The organism is Streptomyces sp. NPDC050548 (assembly GCF_044457385.1).
Classification (GTDB): domain Bacteria; phylum Actinomycetota; class Actinomycetes; order Streptomycetales; family Streptomycetaceae; genus Streptomyces.
The window spans coordinates 42165-63492 of sequence record NZ_JBITGV010000026.1; the positions used below are offsets into that span (position 1 = coordinate 42165).

The window sequence follows — 21328 nt, forward strand, 5'->3', positions numbered from 1 at the left end:
TGGACCCCGGCGACGGTGGCGATCACGGCCGCGAATAATCGGCACCGCCCTCGGTGATCCATGTCAGGATGCGGGGATGGAGACGACCGACGTCACGCGTGCGATCTCGGCTGCGACCTCGGTCGCCGTATCGGTCGGTCTGGCGGCCGACGGCGCGGTCGTTCTGCAGAACTCGAACAAGCTGGCGCTGCGGCTGACGCCGTCCGACGTCTTTGCCCGGGTCGCCCATGTGGGACAAGAGGTCGCAGGGTTCGAGGTCGAGCTCGCCCAGCGGCTCGTCGAGGCCGGGTGTCCTGTGTGTCCCCTGGAACCTCGGGCGGATCCGCGGGTGTACACGCGCGACGGCTTCGCGGTGACGCTGTGGACGTACTACGAGCCCGTGTCACCCCACACCGCACCGGTCGACTACGCCAAGGCGCTGGAGCAGCTGCACGCCGGTATGCGCGAGGTCGAGGTGCCGGGCCCGAGGTTCACGGACCGGATCACGGAGGCGCAAGCAGTCGTCGCCGACCCGGATCGCTCGCCGGAACTCGCCGACGCGGAACGCGTGTTCCTCGGTGGCAGGCTGGCGAGCCTGCGGCGGGCGATCGACGACCGCGGCGCCGTGGAGCAGCTGCTGCACGGGGAGCCGCATCCGGGCAATGTGCTCAGCACGGAGAACGGCTCGTTGTTCATCGACCTTGAGACGTGCTGCCGCGGACCCGTCGAGTTCGACCTCGCCCATGTTCCCGAGGCGGTGTGCGAGCACTACCCGAACGTCGACCAGGGGCTGCTCGACGAGTGCCGGCAGCTCGTCCTCGCGATCGTCGCCGCGTGGCGCTGGGAACTCGGCGACCAGTTTCCGAACGGGAGGTGGTTCGGGGAGGAACTCCTGCGCGCACTGCACGACGGTCCGCCCTGGCCGACACTCGACGTGCTGCATGACCGACTGGGCGGCCTGTAGAAACCCCGCCCGTAGAAACCCCAACCCCTGGGGGTCGCTACGACTGCACCTCGTCGAAGACCGCGATCGCTTCGGCCGGGTCCGGGCTCACCAGTCGTTCCAGGCCGGCCGTCGTGATCTCGGCCCACTTGCCGGCCCGGGCGCACATCCGTTCCTCGAAGTCGCGGACGGTCTCGTCCAGATCCTGGGTGCCGGGGGCGGTGGCGATGGACTCGGCGAGTTCGGCGCCGTCCAGCATCGCGAGGTTCGCGCCGACGCCAAGTGGGGGCATCAGGTGGGCCGCGTCGCCCAGGAGTGTCACCCCGGGGACGTGGGTCCAGGTGTGGGACACGGGGAGGACGTGGAAGGGGCGGTGGGCGAAGGCGGTGCCGCGGCGGAGGAGGTCGAGGACGGGGGCGGACCAGCCGTCGAACAGGGTCAGCAGGCTCGATCGCACGGCTTCGGCGTCGGCCAGGTCCACGTGCAGGTCCTTGTGCCAGTCCAGCGGTGCGCGGAACCTGCTGTACACCTTCACGTGGCCGCCGCTGTTGCGCTGGGCGACGAGGCTGCGGTTCGCGCCGTAGACGGCCACGGAACCGTCGCCGATCAGCCGGGCGAGGTCGGGGTGGCGGGTGTCGACGTCGTCGAGGGAGGTCTCGATCGAGGTGACGCCGGTGTAGTGCGGCGCCACGGGCGAGAGGGCCGGGCGGACCCGGGACCAGGCGCCGTCCGCGCCGACGACGAGGTCGTACGACTCCTGTCGCCCGTCCGCGAACTCGACGAGTACGCCGTCCCGGGCCCCCGGCACCACCCGGGTCACGCCCCGCCCCCACCGGACGTCGAGCGGGCCCGGGTCGTGTGCGCGGGCACGGCCCAGCAGCAGGTCACGGAGTTGTCCGCGGTCGATCTCGGGATTGGCCAGGTCGTCCGGGCCGGGCAGCCAGTGGCGCAGGACGGTCCCGTCCGGGTCCAGGATGCGCATGGCCTGTCCCTCGGGACGTGCGAGCGCCTGGAACTCCGCCAGTAACCCCGCCTTGTCCAGGGCGAGTTGACCCATCCCTTCGTGCAGGTCCAGTGTGCCGCCCGGGGGACGGGCGTCGGGGCCGGGGTCGCGTTCGAGGACGGTGACGGGGTGGCCGTGGCGGTGCAGGACCCGGGCGAAGGTGAGGCCGGCGGGGCCGCCCCCGACGACGGCGATGCGATGTCTCATGTCGATACACTGTATTGTCTCGGTACGGCGTATCGCAACAGTACGATGCGTCCATGACTGTGTGGGACCGTCCGGAGCCGCCGAGCCGGCCCGTGCCGCTCGACCGGGAGCGGATCGTCGCCGCCGCCGTCGCGCTGGCCGACGAGGGCGGGCTGGAGGCGGTGTCGTTGCGCAAGGTCGCCGCCCGGCTGAACGCCGGCCCGATGCGGCTGTACGGCTTCATCTCCACCAAGGAGGAACTGTTCGACCTCATGGTGGACGAGGTCCAGGCCGAGATCCTCCCCGAGGAGCGGGCCGGTGACTGGCGGGAGGCGCTGCGCGTCCTCGCCCACCGCACCAGGCTGGCCGCCCTCCGTCACCCATGGCTGGCCGACCTGCTCGGCAACCGTCCGAGCCTGGGCCCGAACGGCCTCGCCGTGACCGAGGCCACGCTGGCCGCCCTCGACGGTCACGCCGACATCGACACCGTCATGCGCGCCGTGGAGACCGTCAGCGCCTACTTCACCGGCGCGATCAGACGCGAGATCGCGAACCTGCGCGCCGAGCGCGCCACGGGCCTGTCCAAGCGCGACTGGCAGCGCGCGTCCGGCCCGCACGTGACGAAGATGCTGGCCACGGGCCGCTTCCCGGCACTGTCCAAGGCCGTGCACGACGGCACGGACGTGGACGCCGAGACCACCTTCGCGACCGGCCTGGACTGGGTCCTCGACGCGGTGGCCGCCAAGCTCGACGGACCGCCGACGTAACCGGCGGACCAGACCTCCCGTTCCCGACCGATCCCGGATTCACGGGTGTTCGACGCCGACAAGGTCGGCGAGACGCACGCCTGCCCAAGCCGCCCGGCGGATCGCGGAGTCCGTCACGGTGTGAGGCCCAACCGGCAGTCCCGCCAGGCGGGTTGGCTCAGCAGGGGTCTGAACCGGGTGAAGAGGGCGAGGAGTTCGGGTCCCCATCGCTCGCGGAAGGCGAAGTCGTGGTGGGCCAGGTCGAGTTCGTTGGCCGCGGTCAGTTCGGCGAGGTCCCGGCGCAGGCGCGGGTCGGGAGTGTGGACACGGCCCGTGAAACGGTCCCGGTAGTCGCCGTCGGCCTCCGCCAGCCGCGGATACGTGGCCTTCCTGTCGCACGCCCCGTAGAGATACACGATCCCTTCCGCCTCCGCGCCGATCACCTCGGCGAGTTCGGCGCGGCCCGTGTCCACCGGCAACAGGGCGGTGGGGAAGCCGTCGGTGCCGTAGCAGGCGTGGCACAGGCCCGCGAGTCGGAGGGCCGGGCGGGCGCCCCAGTCGGCGAGGCGGTGCCGGACGCGTTGGAGGTGGGCGGCGAGAGTGCCGCCCGGGTGCTCGATGTCCGCGGCGCCGAGCCGGAGGAGCAGCGCCACGGCCCCGCCTACACCGTCAACAGCACCTCCAGAAGCGCCAGTTGGCGTAGGAGAGTCAGCCACAACCCGGCATCCTTCCGTCGCTCGTCGGAGGTCGGAGGTCGGCACCCGTCCGTGTCTTCGCCTTGGGTCCGGACCGCCCGGCGAAGGCTCCGGACGGGTTGCCGCCTGGGCCCTGTGCTGAGCATCGTCGAGTCCGTGACCCCCGTCAATCCTATGGATTTCCGTCAATACCCAAGCTGTAGCTTGGAGTTGTGACTCTGGAGGATCTGCGTGTCTTCGTGGCCGTGTGCCGGGCGGGGAGTCTCAGTGCCGTCGCCCGTGACCTGGGCCGTACCCAGTCGGCGGTGAGCCAGCATGTGAAGCGGCTGGAGCGGGAGGCCGGCGTGCGCCTCCTGGAGCGCCGGCCGCGAGGTGTCGTACCGACGGACGCGGGGCGGGTGTTGTGCGAGGCCGCCTCGGAGAGTGTGGCCGGGCTTGAGCTGGCCATGCGGCGGCTCGGGGACCTCGTCAACGGCGAGGGCGGCTCGGTGCGGGTCACGACCGGCGGGACCACCGTGCGGCACTTCATGGCGGAGGCGGTCGTCGCCTTCCGGCGGCGCTATCCGAGGGTGGGTCTTGAGTTCCGGACGGAGACCTCAAGCCGCGCCTGCTTCGACGCGCTCACCGCAGGCAACCTGGACCTCGCGTGGGTCACGATCGACGGCCCGGTGCGCGGTATCGAGCAGCGTCCCGTCGTGGACCTGCCCTGGGTGCTGGCCGTCCGCGCCGACGATCCGCTCGCGGCCCGGCCCCTCATCGACACCGCCGAACTCGACGGCGTCAGCCTCATCCGCCTCCCCCCGAACTCCACCTCGGGCGCCCGTCTCGACGCCGCGTTCGCCGAACTCGGCGTCCGCAGCAGCTCCGACACGGGCGTCGCCGACTGGGACACCGCGCTCCTGCTGGCCGAACTCGGCCTCGGTCACGCCGTAGTCCCCCTCCTGCCCGGCTGGGAGACCCCCGGCACCGGCCCGCTCCGCCTCGTCCCCCTCCCCGGTCTGCCCCCGCTCCCGGTCGGCTGGGCCGTCCGCCGCTGGGACGCCCTCTCCCCGCTCGCCCGGACCTTCGCCGACACGGTCGCCCGCAGCTGCACGGAGCGGGTCGCGCACACCCGCCGGCCCGAATAGCGGAAGCCGCCTACTGGAGAACATCCGCATCACCGCCGTCGCCGTACCCCGTCCACGCCCGCAGCTTGTCCGGGTTGACCACCAGCCACAGGTCGGTGATCAGCCCCTCGCGCACGTCCGCCGCGAGCACGGCGAAGGTCGTGCCGGCGATCCGGACCGAGACACCGGGCGTGCCGTTGACATCCTCCTCGACGAGTTCCATCTCCGGTTCCCGGCGCATGAGGCCGAGGAAGAGGCGGGCCACCTTGTCCCGGCCGACGACCGGCCGCAGCGCGGCCCGCACCTTGCCGCCGCCGTCGCTGCGCGACTCGACGTCGGGGTCGAGCAGGGCGACGAGCGCGTCGAAGTCACCGGTCTCGCAGGCCTCGCGGAACGCGGAGACGACCCGCCCGTGCTCCTCGGCCGTACTGGCGCCGGGTGGCTTGCGGGCGAGTCGGTGGCGCGCGGACGAGGCCAGTTGGCGGCAGGCGGCCGGGGTACGGCCCACCGTCTCGGCGATCTCGGTGAACGGCAGGCCGAAGACGTCGTGCAGGACGAAGGCGACGCGCTCCGCGGGAGTCATCGAGTCCAGCAGCACGAGCATGCCCATGCTGACGGACTCGTCGAGGGTGATGCGGTCGGCGGGATCGTCCGCGCCCGCGCCGCCCGTACTGGTCCAGGTGCCGCTGTGCCGGACCGGCTCGGGCAGCCACTCCCCGGTGTAGCGCTCGCGCCGGGCCCGCGCCGACCCGAGCTGGTCGAGGCAGATCCGCGAGGCGACCCGGGTCAGCCACGCGAGCGGCGCCTCGATCTCCCGCTGCGCCTCCTCCGACAGGGCGTACCAACGGGCGTACGTCTCCTGTACGACGTCCTCGGCGTCCTGCACCGAACCGAGCATCCGGTACCCGAGGTTGAGCAGTCGGCGGCGCTCGGCCATGAGGGAACCGAGGGTCGGATCCTGACCCGAGTCGGACACGGCGTGGTCATCCTTCCTGGACAGTGGGCTTCTCGACGGACCCGTCGTGCTGGACATGCTGGACATGCTGGACGAGCCATTCGTCGAACGTCTGGCTGCCCCGCGGCCCCAACGGCTCGCCGGGGAGCGGCAGTTGCCCGTCCCCCGTCATCGCCGCCCCGGTCGCGCCCGGCATCCGCACCGGCAGCAGCAGTCGGCGCTCGCGCCGGGCCCGCAGCAACCGGCGCACCATGTCGACGAGTTGTTCGACACGCGGTCCGGCGAGGTCGGGGGCCATGCCACGGGCGGGGGCGCGGGAGAGTTCCACCAGGTGCCGGGCCACTTCGCGGGCAGCGATCGGCTGCGTCCGCATCCGGGGTACCACCGCGAGGGGTCCCGGGACCCGGTCGAGGGTCTGCGCGGCGAACTCGTGGAACTGCGTGGCGCGCAGCACCGTCCACGGCAACGGGCCGCTCGCCACCACATCCTCCTGCCGGAGTTTGCCCCGGTAGTAGCCGAGGCCGACCCGGTCGATGCCGACGATCGACAGCACCACGTGATGCCGTACGCCGGCCCGCGCACCCGCGTCGAGGAGGTGGTGCCCGACGGTGTCGAAGAACGCGACGGCCTTCTTCGCGCTGGTCGTCGTCACATTGCTCACGTCGATGACGGCGTCCACCCCCGCCAGGGCGGCGTCGAGCCCGGCGCCGCCCGCGACGAGGTCCACGCCCCGCGAGCGGCTGAGCACCACCGGTTCCTGTCCGGCCGCGGTCAGCTCCTCGACCACGTACCGGCCGACCAGCCCGGTTCCGCCCGCCACCGCGATCCGCATACCGTTCCGCTCCTTCACTTGGTGTCACCCCGTCGCGCCGAGAGGGCCGACACCGGCACCAGCAGCACCGCCGCCAGCAGGACGAGCGCGGCCAGGAAGACCACGTTCAGGACCTGGTCCCGCGTCCCGTACATGTCGAGGTGCTGCACGTGATAGCTGAAGTGCAGCACGTTGAAGACCAGCCACACCGCACCCGTCGTCTGCACCAGCCTGGTGTTGTGCACCTGGCGCAGCGCGACGAGCGTCAGACAGGCCAGCGCGAGGAACATGGCTCCCGCGTCCTTGGCGAGGTGCTCGTTGTAGGGACCCAGCTGGGGCAACCAGCTCAGTCCGAGTCCCGGGAAGTTCGCGTACCACCCCGTCGGCGAGAAATAGGCCCAGGTCCCTGTGCACAGGCTGACCACGGCCAGCAGGCCGAGGCTGACGTACCGGATTCTGTTCATACGTCTGCGACGACGCAGCCCCCGGGAATGTCAGGGCCGACGTCGAGTGGGCGCCTCCCGCACCATGAAGACGTCCACCGAATCCTCCGCCTCCACGGAGAATCCGTACCGCTCATACAGCCGCCGGGCCGGGCTCCCCCGCAGCACGTTCAGCCGCACGACGGGAACACCGTCACGGTCGCACCGCTCCAGCAGCCCGCCCAGCACCCCGGACCCGATCCCACCACCCTGCAACCCCGGCGCGAGATAGAAGTGCTCCAGCCAGTGGCAGCGGGCGTCCGCGTCGGGCCGTAGCGCCACGCATCCGGCGAACAGGCCGCCCACTTCAATCACCCAGGTGTGCCCCGGCTCGAACCCGTCCCGCAGCCGCTGCCGCACGCGCCGCTCGTCGTAACGCCCGAGCCGTTCCAGATCCGCCCGCAGCACGACCGCCCGCAACTCGGCCACGCTCTCGACGTCCGCCCGCACCGCGGGCCGTATCGCCCAGTCCGCCATGATCAGCACGGTAGCGCGGACCGGTAATTCGATGGAACGCCGATCAACCCGAATGCTGGAATGACGCGATGCACGACGACGAGAAGTCGCAGGTCATCGACCGCGGACAGCACGAGGGCGCCAAGACGCCCTGGGATCAGGAGACTTGGCGGAGCGCGGCCCTCGGCTGGGCCCGGCGCGAACTCGCGGCGCGGGGCCTGCGCGAGACGGGCCGGCTGGGCGTGCGGCTGCGCCCCTGGTCGGTCCTGGTCCGCATCCCCGTGGCGGGGCAGGCCGCAGCTACCGCCGCCGCCACCGCCGTCTGGCTGAAGGCCAACCCGCCGGCCGGTGCCTTCGAGGCCCCGCTCACCGCCGCGCTGGCCCGCTGGGTCCCGGAGTACGTCCTGGAACCCCTCGCCGTCGACGCCGACCGCGGCTGGTCCCTGCTCCCCCACGGCGGCGAACTCTTCCGGCAGTTCCTCGACCGCACCCCCGCGGATGCCCGCGCCTGGGAGGAACCCCTGCGCCAGTACGCGACCATGCAACGCGCCCTGATCCCGCACACCGAGGACCTCGAACAACTCGGCGTCCCCAGCGCCCGGACGACGGCCCTGCCCGAAGTCTTCGACGAGGTGGTGCGGTTCATCGAGGCCACCGCGGAAACGGACATCGCCCCCGCCCAACTGCATTCCCTACGGCCGCTGTTGCTCGAACTCTGCGCCGAGCTGGCCGAGTTGGGCATCCCCGACTCGCTGGACCACTCCGACCTGCACGACGGCCAGTTGTTCCACCCGGAGCCCGGCCGCTACACCTTCTTCGACTGGGGCGACGCCGCCGTCTCGCACCCCTTCTGCAGCTTCCTGGTCCCGGCCGGCCGAGTCACCGAACGCTACGGCCCCGAGGCGCTCCCCCGACTGCGGGACGCCTACCTGGAACCCTGGACGGGAAACGGCCACTCCACCGCGGAACTGCGCCGCGCACTCACCCTCGCGACCCGCCTCGGCGTCCTCGGCCGCGCGGGGGCCTGGAACCGGCACTTCCCCGGCGCCTCCACGGCGACGCGTGCCGCGGGCGCGACGGAGAGCGCCAGGACGCTGCTGAAACTGTCGCTGGACGAGCCCCTGTTGTAAGACCCCGTCACCGATTGACCGCCAACCAGGCCTCCATCGCCGCGAGATCCGCGTCCGTGATCCCGTAGCGATGGTCGACGCGCCGCAGCAGGGCCCGTCCGGGGTGATGGGCGCTCACCCAGTCGCGGTCGGCGTCCCCGATCTCGTCGTCCACCCAGACGAAGGACCGCCCGGCGGCCCAGGCGACCAACGGCCGGGTCTTCCAGTGCAGCCGCCCGCCCGCGCCGTCCCCGACCCCGTCCTCGGCCGGGTCGGGCCAGTCCACCAAGGGCAGTTGGGGCAGGCCGAGCCAGGGCGCGACGCATGCGTTCGCGTCGTCCATCCAGGTCGTCGCCCACACCAGTTCGCACCGCAGCGCCGCGAGCCGTGGCCCCAGCGAGGGGTCGATGCGGGTCAGCAGCGGAGGGGAATCGGCCGCGGGCGACGCGAAGTCGGAGTCGTACACCGGGTACGGGTGGGACGCGCCGAAGGGCAGCAGTGTCCCGTCGACGTCGAGGAAGAGAAGCATCAGACGGCCCCTCTCTCACATCACTCCTCAAAGCCGCCCGCGCGCAACAGCTCGTCCACCCGCGCCCGATGCGCCTTCTCCCAGTCGTCGAGCGTCTCGGCGGACTCCTTTTCCAGGCGGGCCCGTGCGGCGGCGAGGATCTCCGCCTGACGGTCGCCAGGGACTACGACGATCCCCTCCTCGTCGGCCACCACGATGTCCCCGGCGTCGACGGTGGCGCCGCCGCACCGCACGCGCTCGTTCAGCGGCAGTACGGCCTTCTTGCCGCCGGGGATCGGGATGACACCGCGGGCGAAGACGGGGAAGCCCGCCGCCCGTACCTCGCCGAGGTCGCGGATCACGCCGTCGAGGACGAAGCCGGCGATGCCCCGCTGCTGGGCGATGGCGCAGACGTTTCCGCCGGCGAGGGCGTGGTCCAGGTCGCCCGACTCCACCACGACGATCGAGTCCGGCTCGGCGCGGTAGATGGCGGCGTGCAGCATGAGGTTGTCGCCGGGCGGGCACCGCACGGTGAAGGCCGGCCCGGCGAGACGCGGCAGGGGACCCCAGAGGGGCCGGATGCCGATGTCCATGACCCGTTCACGGCCGAGGAGTTCGGCGAGAGTGGTGGTGGGGATGTCCTCGAAGTCGGTGGCGTCAGTCATGCCCCGGACGCTACCGCTCCTTCAACGGCCGACAGGTCGGGCGTGTCGGCCCAGCGTACGAGTGCCTCGGCGATCCGGGAACTGCTCGGAACCTCGGCCAGGCCCAGGGGCTTCGCGGCGGCCCGCATGATCGTCCGCAGTTTCCGGACCGCCGTCGGAAGCCGGGTCTCGTCGACCTTCGATCCGCCGCGCAGGGACAGCGACAGCCGGATGACGTCGGTGAACACCGACTGCGCTCTCTTGAAGGCGAGGATGCGGTCCAGGTCGTCCCGCCAGCCCCGCATACTGCCGGGACGTACTTCGCCGACGGCTCTCGCCCAGTCCTCGGCCATACGGTGTTTCTGTTCCGCCGGATAGGACATCAGGTAGAGGTGGGTGGCGAGGTCGTAGAGCGGGTCTCCCAGCATCGCCAACTCCCAGTCGATGGACCAGAGTTGATCGAAGGGGTCGAGGACGAAGTTCTCCCTGTGCAGGTCGGCGTGGAGCAGGGAGAAGTCGCGTCGGGTGAGTCCGGAAACGTTCTTTCTGAGCTGGACGAACGCGTCGGGGTGGAGGCCGAGGTCCGTGAAGAGCCGCCCGAAGTGCGGGAAGTTCTTCTCGTAGACCTGTTTTTCCACGAAGACGATGAGCCGTTCCAGGAACCCATCGCAGTCGCCGTCCTCCGCGCGGTCCTCGACCTCGCAACTGCGTTCCACTTCAAGGGTGTTCGGTGCTACCTGCGCCAACTCCCGGAACAGGCCGACGATCTGGGCGTGGACCGCGTCCGGGACCCGCCGGTCGTCCCACGCGCGGGGCTTGAGGGTGCGGCCCTCGATGAAGACCTGCAGCGCCATGCCCTCCACCTCATGGATGACGGGGATGCGGGTGATGCGTCCGTCCAGTGCGCGGAGCAGGGCCTCTTCCGACCGGAAGCACCTGCGGTCGAACCACAGGATCCGCTCGCGCGGTTCCCGGAGTTTCACGGTCCGCGTCTCGCCCGGCATGGTCAGCACATAGGTCTCGTGGTGGTAGCCCTCAAGGGGGCCGTGGACCACGCCGCGTTCGCCGACCAGTTCGACGGCTCGCCGCCGACCACCGGTGAGTTGAAGTGTCATTCGCTGGGTTCAGCCCGTTCCGGTTGAGCCGATGTAAGGGATGACGCACGTTACTCCAGTGGTCTTGAGCGACGCCGGAGAACCCGCGCATTTGAACCGACGCGAGGGAAGACACGTACGTCCGACCGAGGTGACCTGCACTGCTGTCCCGCTACGGCCGCCGTACAAAGTCGAGTAGGGGCTCGAAGGAGTCCACCACGGCCTCTGCTCCCGCTCGGCGCAGCAACGTTTCCTTGGACGGTTTACCCGCGTAGCCGAGGAACGGGATGCCCGCCTGGCGGGCCGCTTCGAAGTCCGTGGGGGTGTCTCCGATCATCAGGGCGTCGGCGGGGGCGGCGCCCATCGCGCGCAGGGCGCGGTTCAGGCAGTGGGGGTTCGGCTTGAGGAGTTCGAGGTCGTTCGTGCGGCCGTAGACGTGCGGGGCGAAGCAGTCGATTAGGTCCCGGCCCTGGAGGTAATCCGCGACCGTACGCGCGGAGTTGTTGGTGGCGACGGCGAGACGGACGCCGACGGCGCTCCAGGTGCGTATCAGCGGGTCCGCGTACGGGGTGGGGTACGCCGAGTCGACCGCCTTGAGTTCCTGCTGGGTGAGCAACTCCTCCAGTTCGTCGACCAGATCGCTGCGCGGGTGCCGCTTGTTGACCGCGTGCAGGACGACGTGCGGATCGGGGTGCTCGCGCTCTCTTTTCGTCAGCAACTCTCTCAGCCCCTGCCGTTCCAGCCAGGACACCAGGTCCTTCGCCACATCCTCCGCCGAGAGTCCCGCGAACAGTCGGCAGATCGGGCCGTCGAAGTCGAAAAGGACGAAGCGAGCGCCGGTGATCAATTCGCGTACGTTGCCTGTCTCTTCTGTCACCGGAACAGTCTGCGCCGTATCAGGATTCACTAGGAGAGTGTCAGGTCCGTCGTGATGGTTTCCCAGAGGGCGTCGAACCACTTCTGCGATTCCTCGACGAACGAGGCGTCGCGCTGACCGGCCTGCCGCTGGAAGGAGAAGAGGAGGGACTCCCTGCCGAGCACGTCGTACATGTCCAGGGTCTGGCTGCCGTACTCCTCCTCCCGTCTCGTGAGCATGTAGTAACCGAGCAGCGCCTCCTCGTCGTTGAGCAGATACAGCTTGACGGGCGGAGTGAAGGGCAGCGCCCGGAAGGTGACCTTGACGTTCATGCCGTGGGTGGCGCGCAGGGCCAGCAGGTTGTGCTGGAGCACCTGCCCCTGGGAATTGCGCATCAACAGCCATCGCTTGTGGATCGAGTCGTCCTCGCCGGTGTCGTCGACCGGAACGGGGAAGGCGAGGGTGATCTCCCTGGAGGGAACCAGGATGCGGACCTCGATCGACTGAGGGCTGAGGCGGCCCTCGTGGATCTGGCGGAGGGTTTCGGCGATGGCCAGCATCAGGGTCTCGGCGGTGTGGCACACGACATCTATGCGGACGTGCGTCACCGAGAACGCCGCTGCCAGACGCGGCGCCAGCCCCACCATCGTCGTCTGGGGTTCGCCGAGCGCGGGGGCCGGCGGCTCCGCGATCCGCGGTGGACTCCCCTTGCTGACGTTCGTCAGCAACCCGGCCTCCTGGAGGACCCGCAGGGCCTGGCGTACGTCGCCGCGGGCCACGCCGAACTCCTCCGCCAGGTCGGCCTGGGTGGGCAGGCGGTCTCCCGCCTTGAGGTCACCGGCACGGATACGGTCCCGTAGGGCGTCGGCGATCTCCTGGGGCGAGAAGCTTCTGCTGCCGTTCACTGCCACGTTCTCCTGGGTCACGACCAAACGGTATAACTCTGCCCCATCTAAGGGGAGTTGTTTGGAACTTGATTGTGAGTAGGTGTGAGTAGGTACCAAATGGGAACAACTTAAGCAGAGTTGGCTGCCAACTTCTCCAAGTTGGCGGAAGTTTTGCTTCCGTAGCCCGAAGGGGGAAACACCGTGCCTGCCATCGCCCTCCTGTCCGCCGTCTTCGTCGTCGGCTTCGAACAGATCGTCCAGTGGAAGTTCGGCGCCACCGGCATCATCGGCCTGCTCCTGATCTCCATCGGCATCAAGGCCAAGAGCCCGGCCATCAGTTCCATCGGGGCCGTCGTCCTGGCCCTGCTGTTCACCGGACCCGCTCTGTGATCCGAAAGCCGCCCCCCGGATCAGCCACCGCGGGAGGCGATCAGCTCGTCAGCCTCAGCTCCGAACTGATCGTCTCCCACAGTGCGTTGAACCACAGCTGGGACTGTTCCACGAATGTCGTGTCCCGCAGTCCCGCACCCTGCTCGAACGCGAAGAGCATCGACTGGGTGCCCTCGGCGTCGTACATCTCCACCTGCTCCTGGCCCAGTTCCTCCTCGCGCTGGCTCACCGTGTAGTACGCGAACAACGCCTCCGAGCCGTTGAGCAGGTACAGCTTCACCGGAGGCGTGAACGGCAGCGCGCGGAACGTGATGTGTACGTCGATGTCGTGCGTCGCGCGCAGGGCCAGCAGGTTGTGCCGGAGCACCTGGCCCTGCGCGTTGCGTTGGGCCAGCCAGCGTTGCTGCGGCCGGCCGTCCTCCGGGGAGTCCACCAGGGACGGGAACGCGAGTTCGATGTCACTGCTCGGCAGCAGCACCCGCATGTCGACCTTGGCCGGTTTCAGTACCCCGGCGTGGATCTGACGCAGCGGCTCGCCGATGGCCAGCGTGAGCGAGACCGCGGTCAGACACAGCGCCTCGATCTCCACGTGCGGCTGCGCGAACGCCTCCGCGATGCGCGGCGCCAGGCCCACCATCGTGGGCTGCGGCGGGGCTCCGGGGCCGGTCAGGGCCAGTCCGAGGTCGGGGGCGACGGTCGCCGGGCTCCCCTTGGACACATTGGTGAGCAGCCGCTCGGACTGCAGGATGCGCAGGGCCTGCCGTACGGCCCCGCGCTCGACGCCGAACTCGTCCGCCAGCTTGGCCTGGGTGGGCATGCGCTGGCCGGGCCGCAGGACACCGGACCTGATCCTGGTGCGCAGCTCGTCGGCCAGCTCATGGTGTGACCACTGTGGCCGTGGTGACCTCGACCGTCCATTGACGGTGGCGTATTCGGGCTCCACGACCAAACCCTACAACTTCTCGCCATCTTTGGGCAGTTCATGGAAAGGTGGTTATGAGACGCATCCAAGAGGAGATAACTAGAGAAGAGTTGGTTACCAACTTAGGTAACTTGGCCGACCGGACCTCTCTCCTGGAGGGGAGCCGAGAGCCCGGTCGGCCGGCACCACCGCACCACAACACAACTGAACAGCTACGGATGAGTCCATCGAGTTCACCCACCCGCCGCCAACCGGCCGCACAGCAAGGAGCGTTCAGAAGATGTCCGGGCACCAAGGCCGCCTGGACGTACGCAGCAGGGCGTCGGCCACTCGGGCGGCGCCCGCTCGTTCTTCCCGGACCCGGCCCAGCGCCACCAGCCGCGGCACCGACGTGTCACCGAGCCACAGCGAGGCCAACTCCCTCACATCGAGGGTGAGTTCCGCGCTCTCCGTGGTCGGCGCGCAGGACGCCCCCTGCGCCGAAGCGTCCAATCGGTAGCGCCCGCCCGCCAGTCCGGCCCCGTCGGTCACCTCGAAGACCAGCGTGCCCTCCCCCTCGTACGACCGCGCCTCCATGGCCCGTACGACATCCAGGATCCGCACCCACAGCCAGTCCGCCTGGCTCGTGATCGTGGCCGCGCGCGGGTCCGGCAGGAAGTGGGGCAGCAGATCGTCGGGGCCGCGCCAGTCCGACTTCACCTTCGTCACCCAGTCCAGCGAGCAGACGTGCTGCCACAGGGCGCGCTCCGCGGCCGGGGTGGTCGCGATCAGGCTCGTCACCGTGGCCGTGTCGCCGGGCTGCTTGGCGTCGGTCCAGGTGTCGTCGCAGACGTACGCGGCCAGGCCCTGCACCTCGCCGTCGGCCGAGCGGTGGACGGCGTAGAACCGCTCGGTCCACGACGAACGGGTGAGGGTGACGGCACCCGTGTCGATCCCCCACCAGCGGTCGTCGCGGTTGACCGCGCCGGGCTGGAGACGGCGCAACCGTTCGTGCAGTTCGGGGCCGAGCTTGCGGACGTCCTCGGCGTCCACCAGGTCGATACGGCCGCCGTCCTCCGGGGCCGACCAGCGGGGGTCCAGGCCGGCGCGCTGGACATCGATGTCCCACCGGGTCGCGGTGGTGGCCGGACCGAAGCCGTAGCGGCCGTAGATGCGGTACTCGGCGGCGATGAGTGTCGCCACGACGTCGCCGCGCTCCTTCGCCGCGGCGAGGTCCTGGGTCATCATCCGGGTGAGCAGGCCTCGGCGGCGGTGGGTGGCCGTCACGCTGACGTTGGTGATGGCGTCGGCGGGGACGGGGGTGCCGCCCACGGCTGTGAGTTCCTGGGGGAACGAGCGGAAGGTCGCCACGCAGCGGCCGTTGTCGAAGGCGGCGAGGGTGCGGGCGGGGTCGATGTAGCTGGTGCGGTCGGCGCGTTCGGCTTCGGAGACGGTGGGGGTGCGGAGGAAGCCGGTGTTGAGGGCGCGGATCCAGTCGGGGATTTCGGGGGCGGTGACGGGGCGTACGGGGAGGTCGGGTGCGCGGGTGGTCATGGGGTCACGGTAGGGCGGGTGGGGTGGGTGGGGCGGGGATTTTTTCGCCCCCGCCGCCCCTACCCGTCCCGTCCCTGGGGGCTGCGCCCCCAGACCCCCGCTTCGGCCTGAACGGCCTCGTCCTCAAACGCCGGACGGGCTGATTGATGGCGGCCGGTGTTGGAAAGGCGACGGACGGGCTGAAGAACCAAAGCCGAGGCCCGCCTAGAACGCCGCCCGGATCTCCCCCACCGCACGTCCCCCGCCCAGCACCGCCACCTTGCCGAACTCCGGAACCCGTACGCCCATCAGGTCCAGGGCCCGCCGCAGCACAGGCCCCAACACCCTCCCCGCCCCGTCCTCCACCTTGAAGGCGAGGGCCCGGCCGTCCGGCAGGGCCACCGCCTGTACCGCCTCCGCGCCCATCTTGGACAGCAGGCCCGGTACCGCGCGCATCAGCAGGGTGTCGGGACGGCGCGTGCCCGCGACGTACTCGGGGTGGGCGCGCATCGCGTCGGCGACCCGGCGTTCCGGGGTGGCGGGGGCGGCCAGGACGAAGGAGCGGTAGGCGCGGGCCAGGCCGGTGAGGGTGATCGCCAGGAGCGGGGCGCCGCAGCCGTCCGTGCCCACGGCCGCCACCCGCTCTCCCGACACTTCTTCCACAGCCCTGTGGATAAGTTTCTGGAGCGGGTGGTCCGGGTCGAGGTACGACTCAAGGGGCCAGCCGCGCAGCGCGCTCGCCGCCAGCATCGCGGTGTGTTTGCCGGAGCAGTTCATGGCGATCCGGTCGCGCACGGCGCCCGAGGCGAGGTACGTCTCCTGCTCGACGGGGTCGAGGGGGAGGTCCGGCGGGCACTGCAATTGGCCCGCGTCCAGGCCGTGTTCGGCGAGGAGTCGGCGTACGAGATCGCGATGGAAGAGTTCGCCGGAGTGGCTCGCGGCGGCGAGGGCGAGGCGTTCGCCGGTGAGGTCGAGGCCCGCGTGGAGGACTCCGGCCGCCTGCATCGGCTTGTTGGAGGAGCGCGGGAAGATCGGGGTGTGCGGGTCGCCCAGCGCGAGTTCGACGGAGCCGTCCGCCGCCAGCACCACCAGGCTGCCCCGGTGGCGGCTCTCGACGAAGCCGGAGCGGACCACCTCGGCGAGCACCGGGGGTGCCCCAGCAGAACCTTCAGCCATCACTTCGGGCACACCTCACACGAGCAGGTCGTCCACCTGCGCCTCGCCCTCACGGTACCTGCGGGCGATCTCCGCGCTGCAGCCGTCGGCCGTGTGTTGGAGGACCTGACGGCGACGGGACACCTGCTGTTCGTACCGTACGAGGCGGCCCATCGCGGTGGTCAGTTCGAGGTCGGTGCGGGCCTCCAGGTCGGAGAGTTCGACCTCGGCCAGCATCTCGGCGGCCAGCAGCCGGTACTCCTCGCTGTGCGGGGTGCCGAGCGTGACGTGCCGGGCCGAGGAACGGTGGCGGGCGGGCGCGTCGGTGAGGATCTCCGAGAGGCGGTCGACGACGGAGGCCGCGCCCGCCGGGGAGCGGCGGGCCAGTTCGGCGCGCAGGATGTCGATACGGCCCTGGAGGAGCCGTCGTACGTAGCTCAGGTCGGCCTCGTCGCGCTGGGCGTCGCGGCGCACCGCGCGCAGCTCCGCGAGGCGCAGTGCGGTCAGGTCGGGTGCGTCCGGTTCGGCGGGCAGCAGCGGGCTGTCGACGCGCTGCACGGGCGGGCGGCGCGTGGCCGGTCCTCCCGCGCGGATCAGCGAGACAGTCCCGGGGGGCTGCCCGGTGCTCGGTGTGCTCATGTGCCTCTACCCGTCCCCTCGACCGGCGTGTGGACAGCATCGTGCCACCCCAACTGGCCGCTATGTGACCGAGTGCCCCCGAACGGCCCCAGATGGGGGGTTAAGCAACAAAAATAGGCCCGCCGGAGGTCGTTCCCGTCCGCACGGCATCATGGGGTCCATGCGAGCAGTGGTGCAGCGGGTGGACGGCGCGAGTGTCGTGGTCGAGGGCGAGACGGTCGGGGCGATCGAGGGCGAGGGGCTGTGCGTCCTCGTCGGGGTCACCCACGAGGACACCAAGGAGAAGGCGGCCCAACTGGCCCGCAAACTCTGGTCGATCCGCATGCTGCACGACGAGAAGTCGTGCAGCGACATCGACGCCCCGCTCCTCGTCATCAGCCAGTTCACGCTGTACGGCGACGCCCGCAAGGGGCGTCGGCCCACCTGGAACGCCGCCGCCCCCGGCGATGTCGCCGAACCGCTCGTCGACGAGGTCGTGGCCCAACTCCGCGCCCTGGGCGCCACGGTGGCGACGGGCCGCTTCGGCGCGCAGATGCGCGTAGCGCTGACGAACGACGGCCCGTTCACGGTCGTGGTCGACCTCTAGGGTTCTAGGGTTCTAGGGCTCTACGACGACTTCCTGGGCCGCGGCCGTGGAGTCGGCCAGCAGGGGCGCGTCCAGGGGCACGTTCCGCTTCACCAGCGCCAGGGCGATCGGCCCGAGTTCGTGGTGGCGTACGGAGGTGGTGATGAAGCCGATCTTCCGGCCTTCCGCGCCCTCCTCCGCGAGCCTCAACTCCGTGCCGTGGCCCGGGAGATGGACCTCGCTGCCGTCGAGGTGGAGGAAGACGAGGCGGCGCGGGGGCTTGCCCAGGTTCTGCACGCGCGCGACCGTCTCCTGGCCCCGGTAGCAGCCCTTCTGCAGATGAACTGCCGTGCCGATCCAGCCCAGTTCGTGCGGGATGGTGCGGTGGTCGGTCTCGAAGCCGAGGCGGGGGCGGTGGTGTTCGACGCGCAGCGCCTCGTAGGCGAGGAGCCCGGCGGGCGGGCCCGCCTTCTCGGCGTACGACTCCAGGTCGGCGCGCGGGAGGAAGAGGTCGCGGCCGTACGGCGTCTCGCGTACGACGACGCCATCGGGGACCGGGGCGATGGACCCGGCGGGGAGGTGGACGACCGCGAACTCGCCCGTCCGGTCGGCGACTTCGACGCGGTAGAAGAACTTCATCGACTCCAGGTAGGCGATCAGCGCGTCCTGGGTGTCGGGTTCGGTGTGCATCCACACCGTGGTGCCGTCGTCGACGAGGTACAGCGCGTGCTCGATGTGACCGTGCGCGGAGAGGATCAGCGCCTCGGTGGCGACGCCCACGGGGAGGTCGGTGACGTGCTGGGTGAGCAGGAGGTGCAGCCAGCCCAGCCGGTCGTCGCCGGTGACGGCGACCACACCGCGGTGGGAGAGGTCCACGAAACCGGTGCCGTCGGCGAGGGCGCGCTGCTCGCGGAACAGATCGCCGTAGTGGGCGGCGACGCCTTCGTCCACTCCTTCGGCGGAGACGGCGCCGGGCAGGGACAGCAGGGGGCTCTTCATACGGGTAAGCCTACGACTCGGTAATTGAAGACTCATTCGAAGTCTTCGTCGAAGACTTCGTCGAGGCCTTCAGGGAACAGTCCCGGCAGCGGCCGAAGATCGCGAAGTGCTTCATGTCGGTCTCGAAGCCGAAGGTGTCGCGCAGCTTGGCCCGGAACTCGGCGGCGACCTCGACATCGGCCTCGATGACGTTCGTGCAGTCGCGGCAGACGAGGTGTATGTGGTGGTGGCGGTCGGCGAGGTGGTACGTCGGCGCCCCGTGCCCGAGGTGGGCGTGGCTGACCAGCTGAAGCTCTTCGAGCAGCTCCAGGGTTCTGTACACGGTCGAGATGTTGACCCCCGACGCCGTCTTCCTCACCTCGATGAGGATGTCGTCGGGGGTCGCGTGCTCCAGGGTGTCCACGGCTTCGAGCACGAGCTGCCGCTGCGGGGTCAGCCGGTAGCCGCGCTGCCGCAGATCACTCTTCCAGTCAGTGCCCTGGTCAGTGCCTTGGTCCGTGCCTCGGGTGCTCACCACACCCACGAGTCTAGGCCTACTTGAAGAATGCGATCCCGTCGTCCGGCATGTCGTCCGGGAGGGCCTTCGCCCAGCGTTCGACGTCCTCGGGGGTGACGACCTTCTTCAGGTGGGCGGACATGTAGGGGCGGAGTTCGACCTCGGGGGTCTGCTTCTCGCCGACCCACATGAGGTCGCTCTTGACGTAGCCGTAGAGGCGCTTGCCGCCGGTGTAGGGGCCGGAGGCTGCGGTGCGGGCGACGGCGTCCGTGACGAGGTCGATCTGGGGCTTCTGCTTGGCCAGCTCGCCGTACCAGATCTCGACGACTCCGTCGTCACGGGTCATCGTGACCTCGACCTTGCGGTCCGCGTCGATGCGCCAGAAACCGGACTCGGTCTCCAGGGGGCGGACCTTGTTGCCGTCGTTGTCCAGGACCCAGGTGTGGGAGCGGTACTCCAGGAAGTCGCGGCCGTCGTGCGTGAAGGAGACCTCCTGGCCGAAGTTGCACTTCTCGGAGCCCGGGAAGTCGTGCACGCCCGCGCCGGCCCACTCGCCGAGCAGGAAGACGAGGGGGACCAGGTCCTTGTGGAGGTCGGAGGGGATCTCGATCATGACGTCAGCAGTTCCTCGGTGGGTGTCAGCGCTGGCCCTGGTACAGCTTCTTCACGGTCAGCCCGGCGAAGGCGAGGACGCCGACGCAGACCAGGACCAGCAGGGTTTCGAAGAAGATCTCCACGGGTGCTCCTTGAGCGATGCGCGTAATCAGGGCCGGGCCCCAGCTTAGTCGGCCGGGGCCCGGTGCTCGCTGCGAGGTACGGCTCGGGCGGGTGTCAGCCGAGCAGCTGGCTCTGCAGGGCGACCGTCTGCAGGAACGGGACCTTCTTCGCGCTGCCCTTGCGGGACTGGACGACCAGCGCGAGGGTGTCGCCGGCCGAGAGGTAGGCCTGCCGGACGTCCTCGTCGCCGTACGGCTTGTCCTCGGTGTACGCCGAGGCCTTGACGTTGTCGTCGAGGATCTCCGACTTGACCGAGTCGTCGTACGTGGTGGCGGGGGCGCCGGCCAGGGCGTAGACCGGGGTGTCGTAGGAGATCAGGTCCGGCGAGAACAACTGGTCGGCGACGGCCGCCGAGTCGAACTGGAGCAGGTAGATCCGGGTGTGCGTGCCGTCCGGGGTGGTCCAGCCGCGCGCGGCGATGTGCCGTAGCCCGTCGTCGGTGAGCTTCTGCCCCAGCTCCTTGCGGTCGTCCGCGCTCGCGTACTGCGCGAGGAAACTCTTCACCGGCAGCCACCCGTCGTTGCCGCGCAGCGCCGCGTCGGCCTTCGCCCCCTTCGGTGCCGGCAGCAGCAGCGCCCGCTGGTCCGCGTAGTGCACGGTCGCATTGTTCCCCTCGGCGAACGGACCCGGACTCCCCGTGGGCAGCGCCGGCCGGGTGATCTCCGGGTAGTCCCACCGCCCGTCGGACGAGGTGGCAAGCCCCGGCACATCGGACCGCTTCATCTGCGTGATCCCGTACGCCGTCCCCGCCCCGCCCACCGCGCACACGACAACGACAGCGACCCACCGCAGGACCGCCCGCAGCCCGCGCCGATCCTTACGCACGGAAGAGACCTGGACCGGGAGTTCCGCCCCGAACGCCGCCGAGGGTGGCGCCTCGGGCCGGGGAGGGATCACGGGAGAAGCGGCGACGGGGTCGAGGGGGGCGACGCCGGGAGAGGCGAGGGAGCCGGGAGAGGCGAGGGAAGGGTCGACGGCAGGGGCAGCGGGAGGAGCAATGGCAGGGGCGACGGGAGGGTCGACGGGAGGGGTTTGGGCCGGGGGCACGGCGGAGGCATCGGCCGGGGGCGCGGCCGAAACCGGACCCTCGCTGTCAGCCGACGGCACAGCCGAAACCGGGAGCGCAGTCTCCCCCAAGGGCGCAGCCGGACTCTCCGCCGAAGGCGCGGCAGAGGCATCGGCCGGGGGCGCGGCCGAAACCGGACCCTCGCTGTCAGCCGACGGCACAGCCGAAACCGGGAGCGCAGTCTCCCCCAAGGGCGCAGCCGGACTCTCCGCCGCAGGCGCGGCCGGCGACCCTGCCGATGGCTCCACCGGAAGCTCCGCCGAAAGCGCAACGGCCGTCCCCGCCGAGGGCTCCACCAGAAGCTCCGCCGAAGGCGCAACGCCCGTCCCCGCCAACGGCTCCTCCGG

The 21328-nt window shown here is 70.4% G+C and carries 25 protein-coding genes; 6 read left to right on the forward strand and 19 right to left on the reverse strand.

The genetic code is table 11. From position 1 onward, the window contains the following. The first annotated feature begins 76 nt into the window (after positions 1-76). Complete coding sequence (locus ACIBJH_RS43570) at positions 77-943, forward strand: phosphotransferase (protein WP_399122517.1); 867 nt, start codon at positions 77-79, stop codon at positions 941-943. 37 nt (positions 944-980) lie between these two features. Here ACIBJH_RS43570 and ACIBJH_RS43575 read toward each other — a convergent pair whose 3' ends face one another. Beyond that, on the reverse strand, positions 981-2132 hold the full coding sequence (locus ACIBJH_RS43575) for an FAD-dependent oxidoreductase (RefSeq protein WP_399122518.1): 1152 nt from the start codon (positions 2130-2132) through the stop codon (positions 981-983). 53 nt (positions 2133-2185) lie between these two features. Between ACIBJH_RS43575 and ACIBJH_RS43580 the strand changes: the two genes are divergently transcribed. Next, positions 2186-2878, forward strand: coding sequence for a TetR/AcrR family transcriptional regulator (locus ACIBJH_RS43580; RefSeq protein WP_399122519.1), 693 nt, complete (start codon positions 2186-2188; stop codon positions 2876-2878). 113 nt (positions 2879-2991) lie between these two features. On the opposite strand, the gene ACIBJH_RS43585 is transcribed toward ACIBJH_RS43580, so the two are convergent. Next, positions 2992-3510 (reverse strand): DUF6817 domain-containing protein, encoded by a 519-nt coding sequence (locus ACIBJH_RS43585; RefSeq protein WP_399122520.1) that lies wholly within the window; start codon positions 3508-3510, stop codon positions 2992-2994. Between the two features lie 254 nt (positions 3511-3764). On the opposite strand from ACIBJH_RS43585, the gene ACIBJH_RS43590 reads away from it, so the two are divergent. Then, positions 3765-4679: a LysR family transcriptional regulator gene (locus ACIBJH_RS43590; RefSeq protein WP_399122521.1), complete on the forward strand. Its 915-nt coding sequence runs from the start codon at positions 3765-3767 to the stop codon at positions 4677-4679. 10 nt (positions 4680-4689) lie between these two features. On the opposite strand, the gene sigJ is transcribed toward ACIBJH_RS43590, so the two are convergent. Genes sigJ through ACIBJH_RS43610 form a run of 4 tightly spaced genes read right to left on the reverse strand, consistent with a single transcriptional unit; the run spans position 4690 to position 7383 of the window. After that, the gene (gene sigJ / locus ACIBJH_RS43595) at positions 4690-5634 is read right to left on the reverse strand and encodes an RNA polymerase sigma factor SigJ (protein ID WP_399122522.1); all 945 of its coding nucleotides are present in this window, start codon (positions 5632-5634) and stop codon (positions 4690-4692) included. A gap of 7 nt (positions 5635-5641) precedes the next feature. Then, a complete protein-coding gene (locus tag ACIBJH_RS43600; RefSeq protein WP_399122523.1) occupies positions 5642-6445 on the reverse strand; it encodes an SDR family oxidoreductase in 804 nt (267 codons plus the stop codon). A gap of 14 nt (positions 6446-6459) precedes the next feature. Then, the gene (locus ACIBJH_RS43605) at positions 6460-6888 is read right to left on the reverse strand and encodes a hypothetical protein (protein WP_399122524.1); all 429 of its coding nucleotides are present in this window, start codon (positions 6886-6888) and stop codon (positions 6460-6462) included. Positions 6889-6918: 30 nt separating this feature from the next. Further along, complete coding sequence (locus tag ACIBJH_RS43610) at positions 6919-7383, reverse strand: GNAT family N-acetyltransferase (RefSeq protein ID WP_399122525.1); 465 nt, start codon at positions 7381-7383, stop codon at positions 6919-6921. Between the two features lie 68 nt (positions 7384-7451). Between ACIBJH_RS43610 and ACIBJH_RS43615 the strand changes: the two genes are divergently transcribed. Continuing rightward, complete coding sequence (locus ACIBJH_RS43615) at positions 7452-8492, forward strand: aminoglycoside phosphotransferase family protein (RefSeq protein ID WP_399122526.1); 1041 nt, start codon at positions 7452-7454, stop codon at positions 8490-8492. A gap of 7 nt (positions 8493-8499) precedes the next feature. Here ACIBJH_RS43615 and ACIBJH_RS43620 read toward each other — a convergent pair whose 3' ends face one another. The 5 genes from ACIBJH_RS43620 to ACIBJH_RS43640 form a co-directional block, all read right to left on the reverse strand. Then, positions 8500-9000, reverse strand: coding sequence for an HAD domain-containing protein (locus ACIBJH_RS43620; RefSeq protein ID WP_399122527.1), 501 nt, complete (start codon positions 8998-9000; stop codon positions 8500-8502). Positions 9001-9020: 20 nt separating this feature from the next. Continuing rightward, a complete protein-coding gene (locus ACIBJH_RS43625; protein WP_399122528.1) occupies positions 9021-9644 on the reverse strand; it encodes an RraA family protein in 624 nt (207 codons plus the stop codon). Beyond that, positions 9641-10738 carry a phosphotransferase gene (locus ACIBJH_RS43630; RefSeq protein WP_399122529.1) on the reverse strand — a complete coding sequence of 366 codons (1098 nt, stop codon included), beginning with the start codon at positions 10736-10738 and terminating at the stop codon, positions 9641-9643. The genes ACIBJH_RS43625 and ACIBJH_RS43630 overlap by 4 nt, the downstream gene beginning before the upstream one ends. A gap of 151 nt (positions 10739-10889) precedes the next feature. Continuing rightward, the gene (locus tag ACIBJH_RS43635; RefSeq protein ID WP_399122530.1) at positions 10890-11624 is read right to left on the reverse strand and encodes an HAD family hydrolase; all 735 of its coding nucleotides are present in this window, start codon (positions 11622-11624) and stop codon (positions 10890-10892) included. After that, the gene (locus ACIBJH_RS43640) at positions 11624-12505 is read right to left on the reverse strand and encodes a FadR/GntR family transcriptional regulator (RefSeq protein WP_399122531.1); all 882 of its coding nucleotides are present in this window, start codon (positions 12503-12505) and stop codon (positions 11624-11626) included. The genes ACIBJH_RS43635 and ACIBJH_RS43640 overlap by 1 nt, the downstream gene beginning before the upstream one ends. 156 nt (positions 12506-12661) lie before the next feature. Between ACIBJH_RS43640 and ACIBJH_RS43645 the strand changes: the two genes are divergently transcribed. Beyond that, positions 12662-12850 (forward strand): hypothetical protein, encoded by a 189-nt coding sequence (locus ACIBJH_RS43645; protein ID WP_200715320.1) that lies wholly within the window; start codon positions 12662-12664, stop codon positions 12848-12850. Between the two features lie 40 nt (positions 12851-12890). Here ACIBJH_RS43645 and ACIBJH_RS43650 read toward each other — a convergent pair whose 3' ends face one another. From ACIBJH_RS43650 to ACIBJH_RS43665, 4 genes are all read right to left on the reverse strand, one after another. Next, a complete protein-coding gene (locus ACIBJH_RS43650; RefSeq protein WP_399122533.1) occupies positions 12891-13799 on the reverse strand; it encodes a winged helix-turn-helix domain-containing protein in 909 nt (302 codons plus the stop codon). A gap of 246 nt (positions 13800-14045) precedes the next feature. Continuing rightward, positions 14046-15305 (reverse strand): GNAT family N-acetyltransferase, encoded by a 1260-nt coding sequence (locus ACIBJH_RS43655; protein ID WP_399122534.1) that lies wholly within the window; start codon positions 15303-15305, stop codon positions 14046-14048. Positions 15306-15509: 204 nt separating this feature from the next. Beyond that, complete coding sequence (locus ACIBJH_RS43660; RefSeq protein ID WP_399122535.1) at positions 15510-16460, reverse strand: asparaginase; 951 nt, start codon at positions 16458-16460, stop codon at positions 15510-15512. 15 nt (positions 16461-16475) lie between these two features. Then, positions 16476-17078 (reverse strand): aerial mycelium formation protein, encoded by a 603-nt coding sequence (locus tag ACIBJH_RS43665; protein WP_399122536.1) that lies wholly within the window; start codon positions 17076-17078, stop codon positions 16476-16478. Between the two features lie 160 nt (positions 17079-17238). Here ACIBJH_RS43665 and dtd point away from each other — a divergent pair, with 160 nt between their 5' ends. Beyond that, positions 17239-17664, forward strand: coding sequence for a D-aminoacyl-tRNA deacylase (gene dtd / locus ACIBJH_RS43670; protein ID WP_399122537.1), 426 nt, complete (start codon positions 17239-17241; stop codon positions 17662-17664). Positions 17665-17676: 12 nt separating this feature from the next. Here dtd and ACIBJH_RS43675 read toward each other — a convergent pair whose 3' ends face one another. The 4 genes from ACIBJH_RS43675 to ACIBJH_RS43690 form a co-directional block, all read right to left on the reverse strand. Continuing rightward, on the reverse strand, positions 17677-18642 hold the full coding sequence (locus ACIBJH_RS43675; protein ID WP_399122538.1) for a YgfZ/GcvT domain-containing protein: 966 nt from the start codon (positions 18640-18642) through the stop codon (positions 17677-17679). Between the two features lie 10 nt (positions 18643-18652). Beyond that, a complete protein-coding gene (locus ACIBJH_RS43680) occupies positions 18653-19165 on the reverse strand; it encodes a Fur family transcriptional regulator (protein ID WP_399122539.1) in 513 nt (170 codons plus the stop codon). Positions 19166-19175: 10 nt separating this feature from the next. Continuing rightward, positions 19176-19751 (reverse strand): FABP family protein, encoded by a 576-nt coding sequence (locus ACIBJH_RS43685; protein WP_019073751.1) that lies wholly within the window; start codon positions 19749-19751, stop codon positions 19176-19178. Positions 19752-19969: 218 nt separating this feature from the next. Beyond that, the gene (locus ACIBJH_RS43690; protein ID WP_399122540.1) at positions 19970-20740 is read right to left on the reverse strand and encodes a hypothetical protein; all 771 of its coding nucleotides are present in this window, start codon (positions 20738-20740) and stop codon (positions 19970-19972) included. Positions 20741-21328 lie beyond the last annotated feature (588 nt).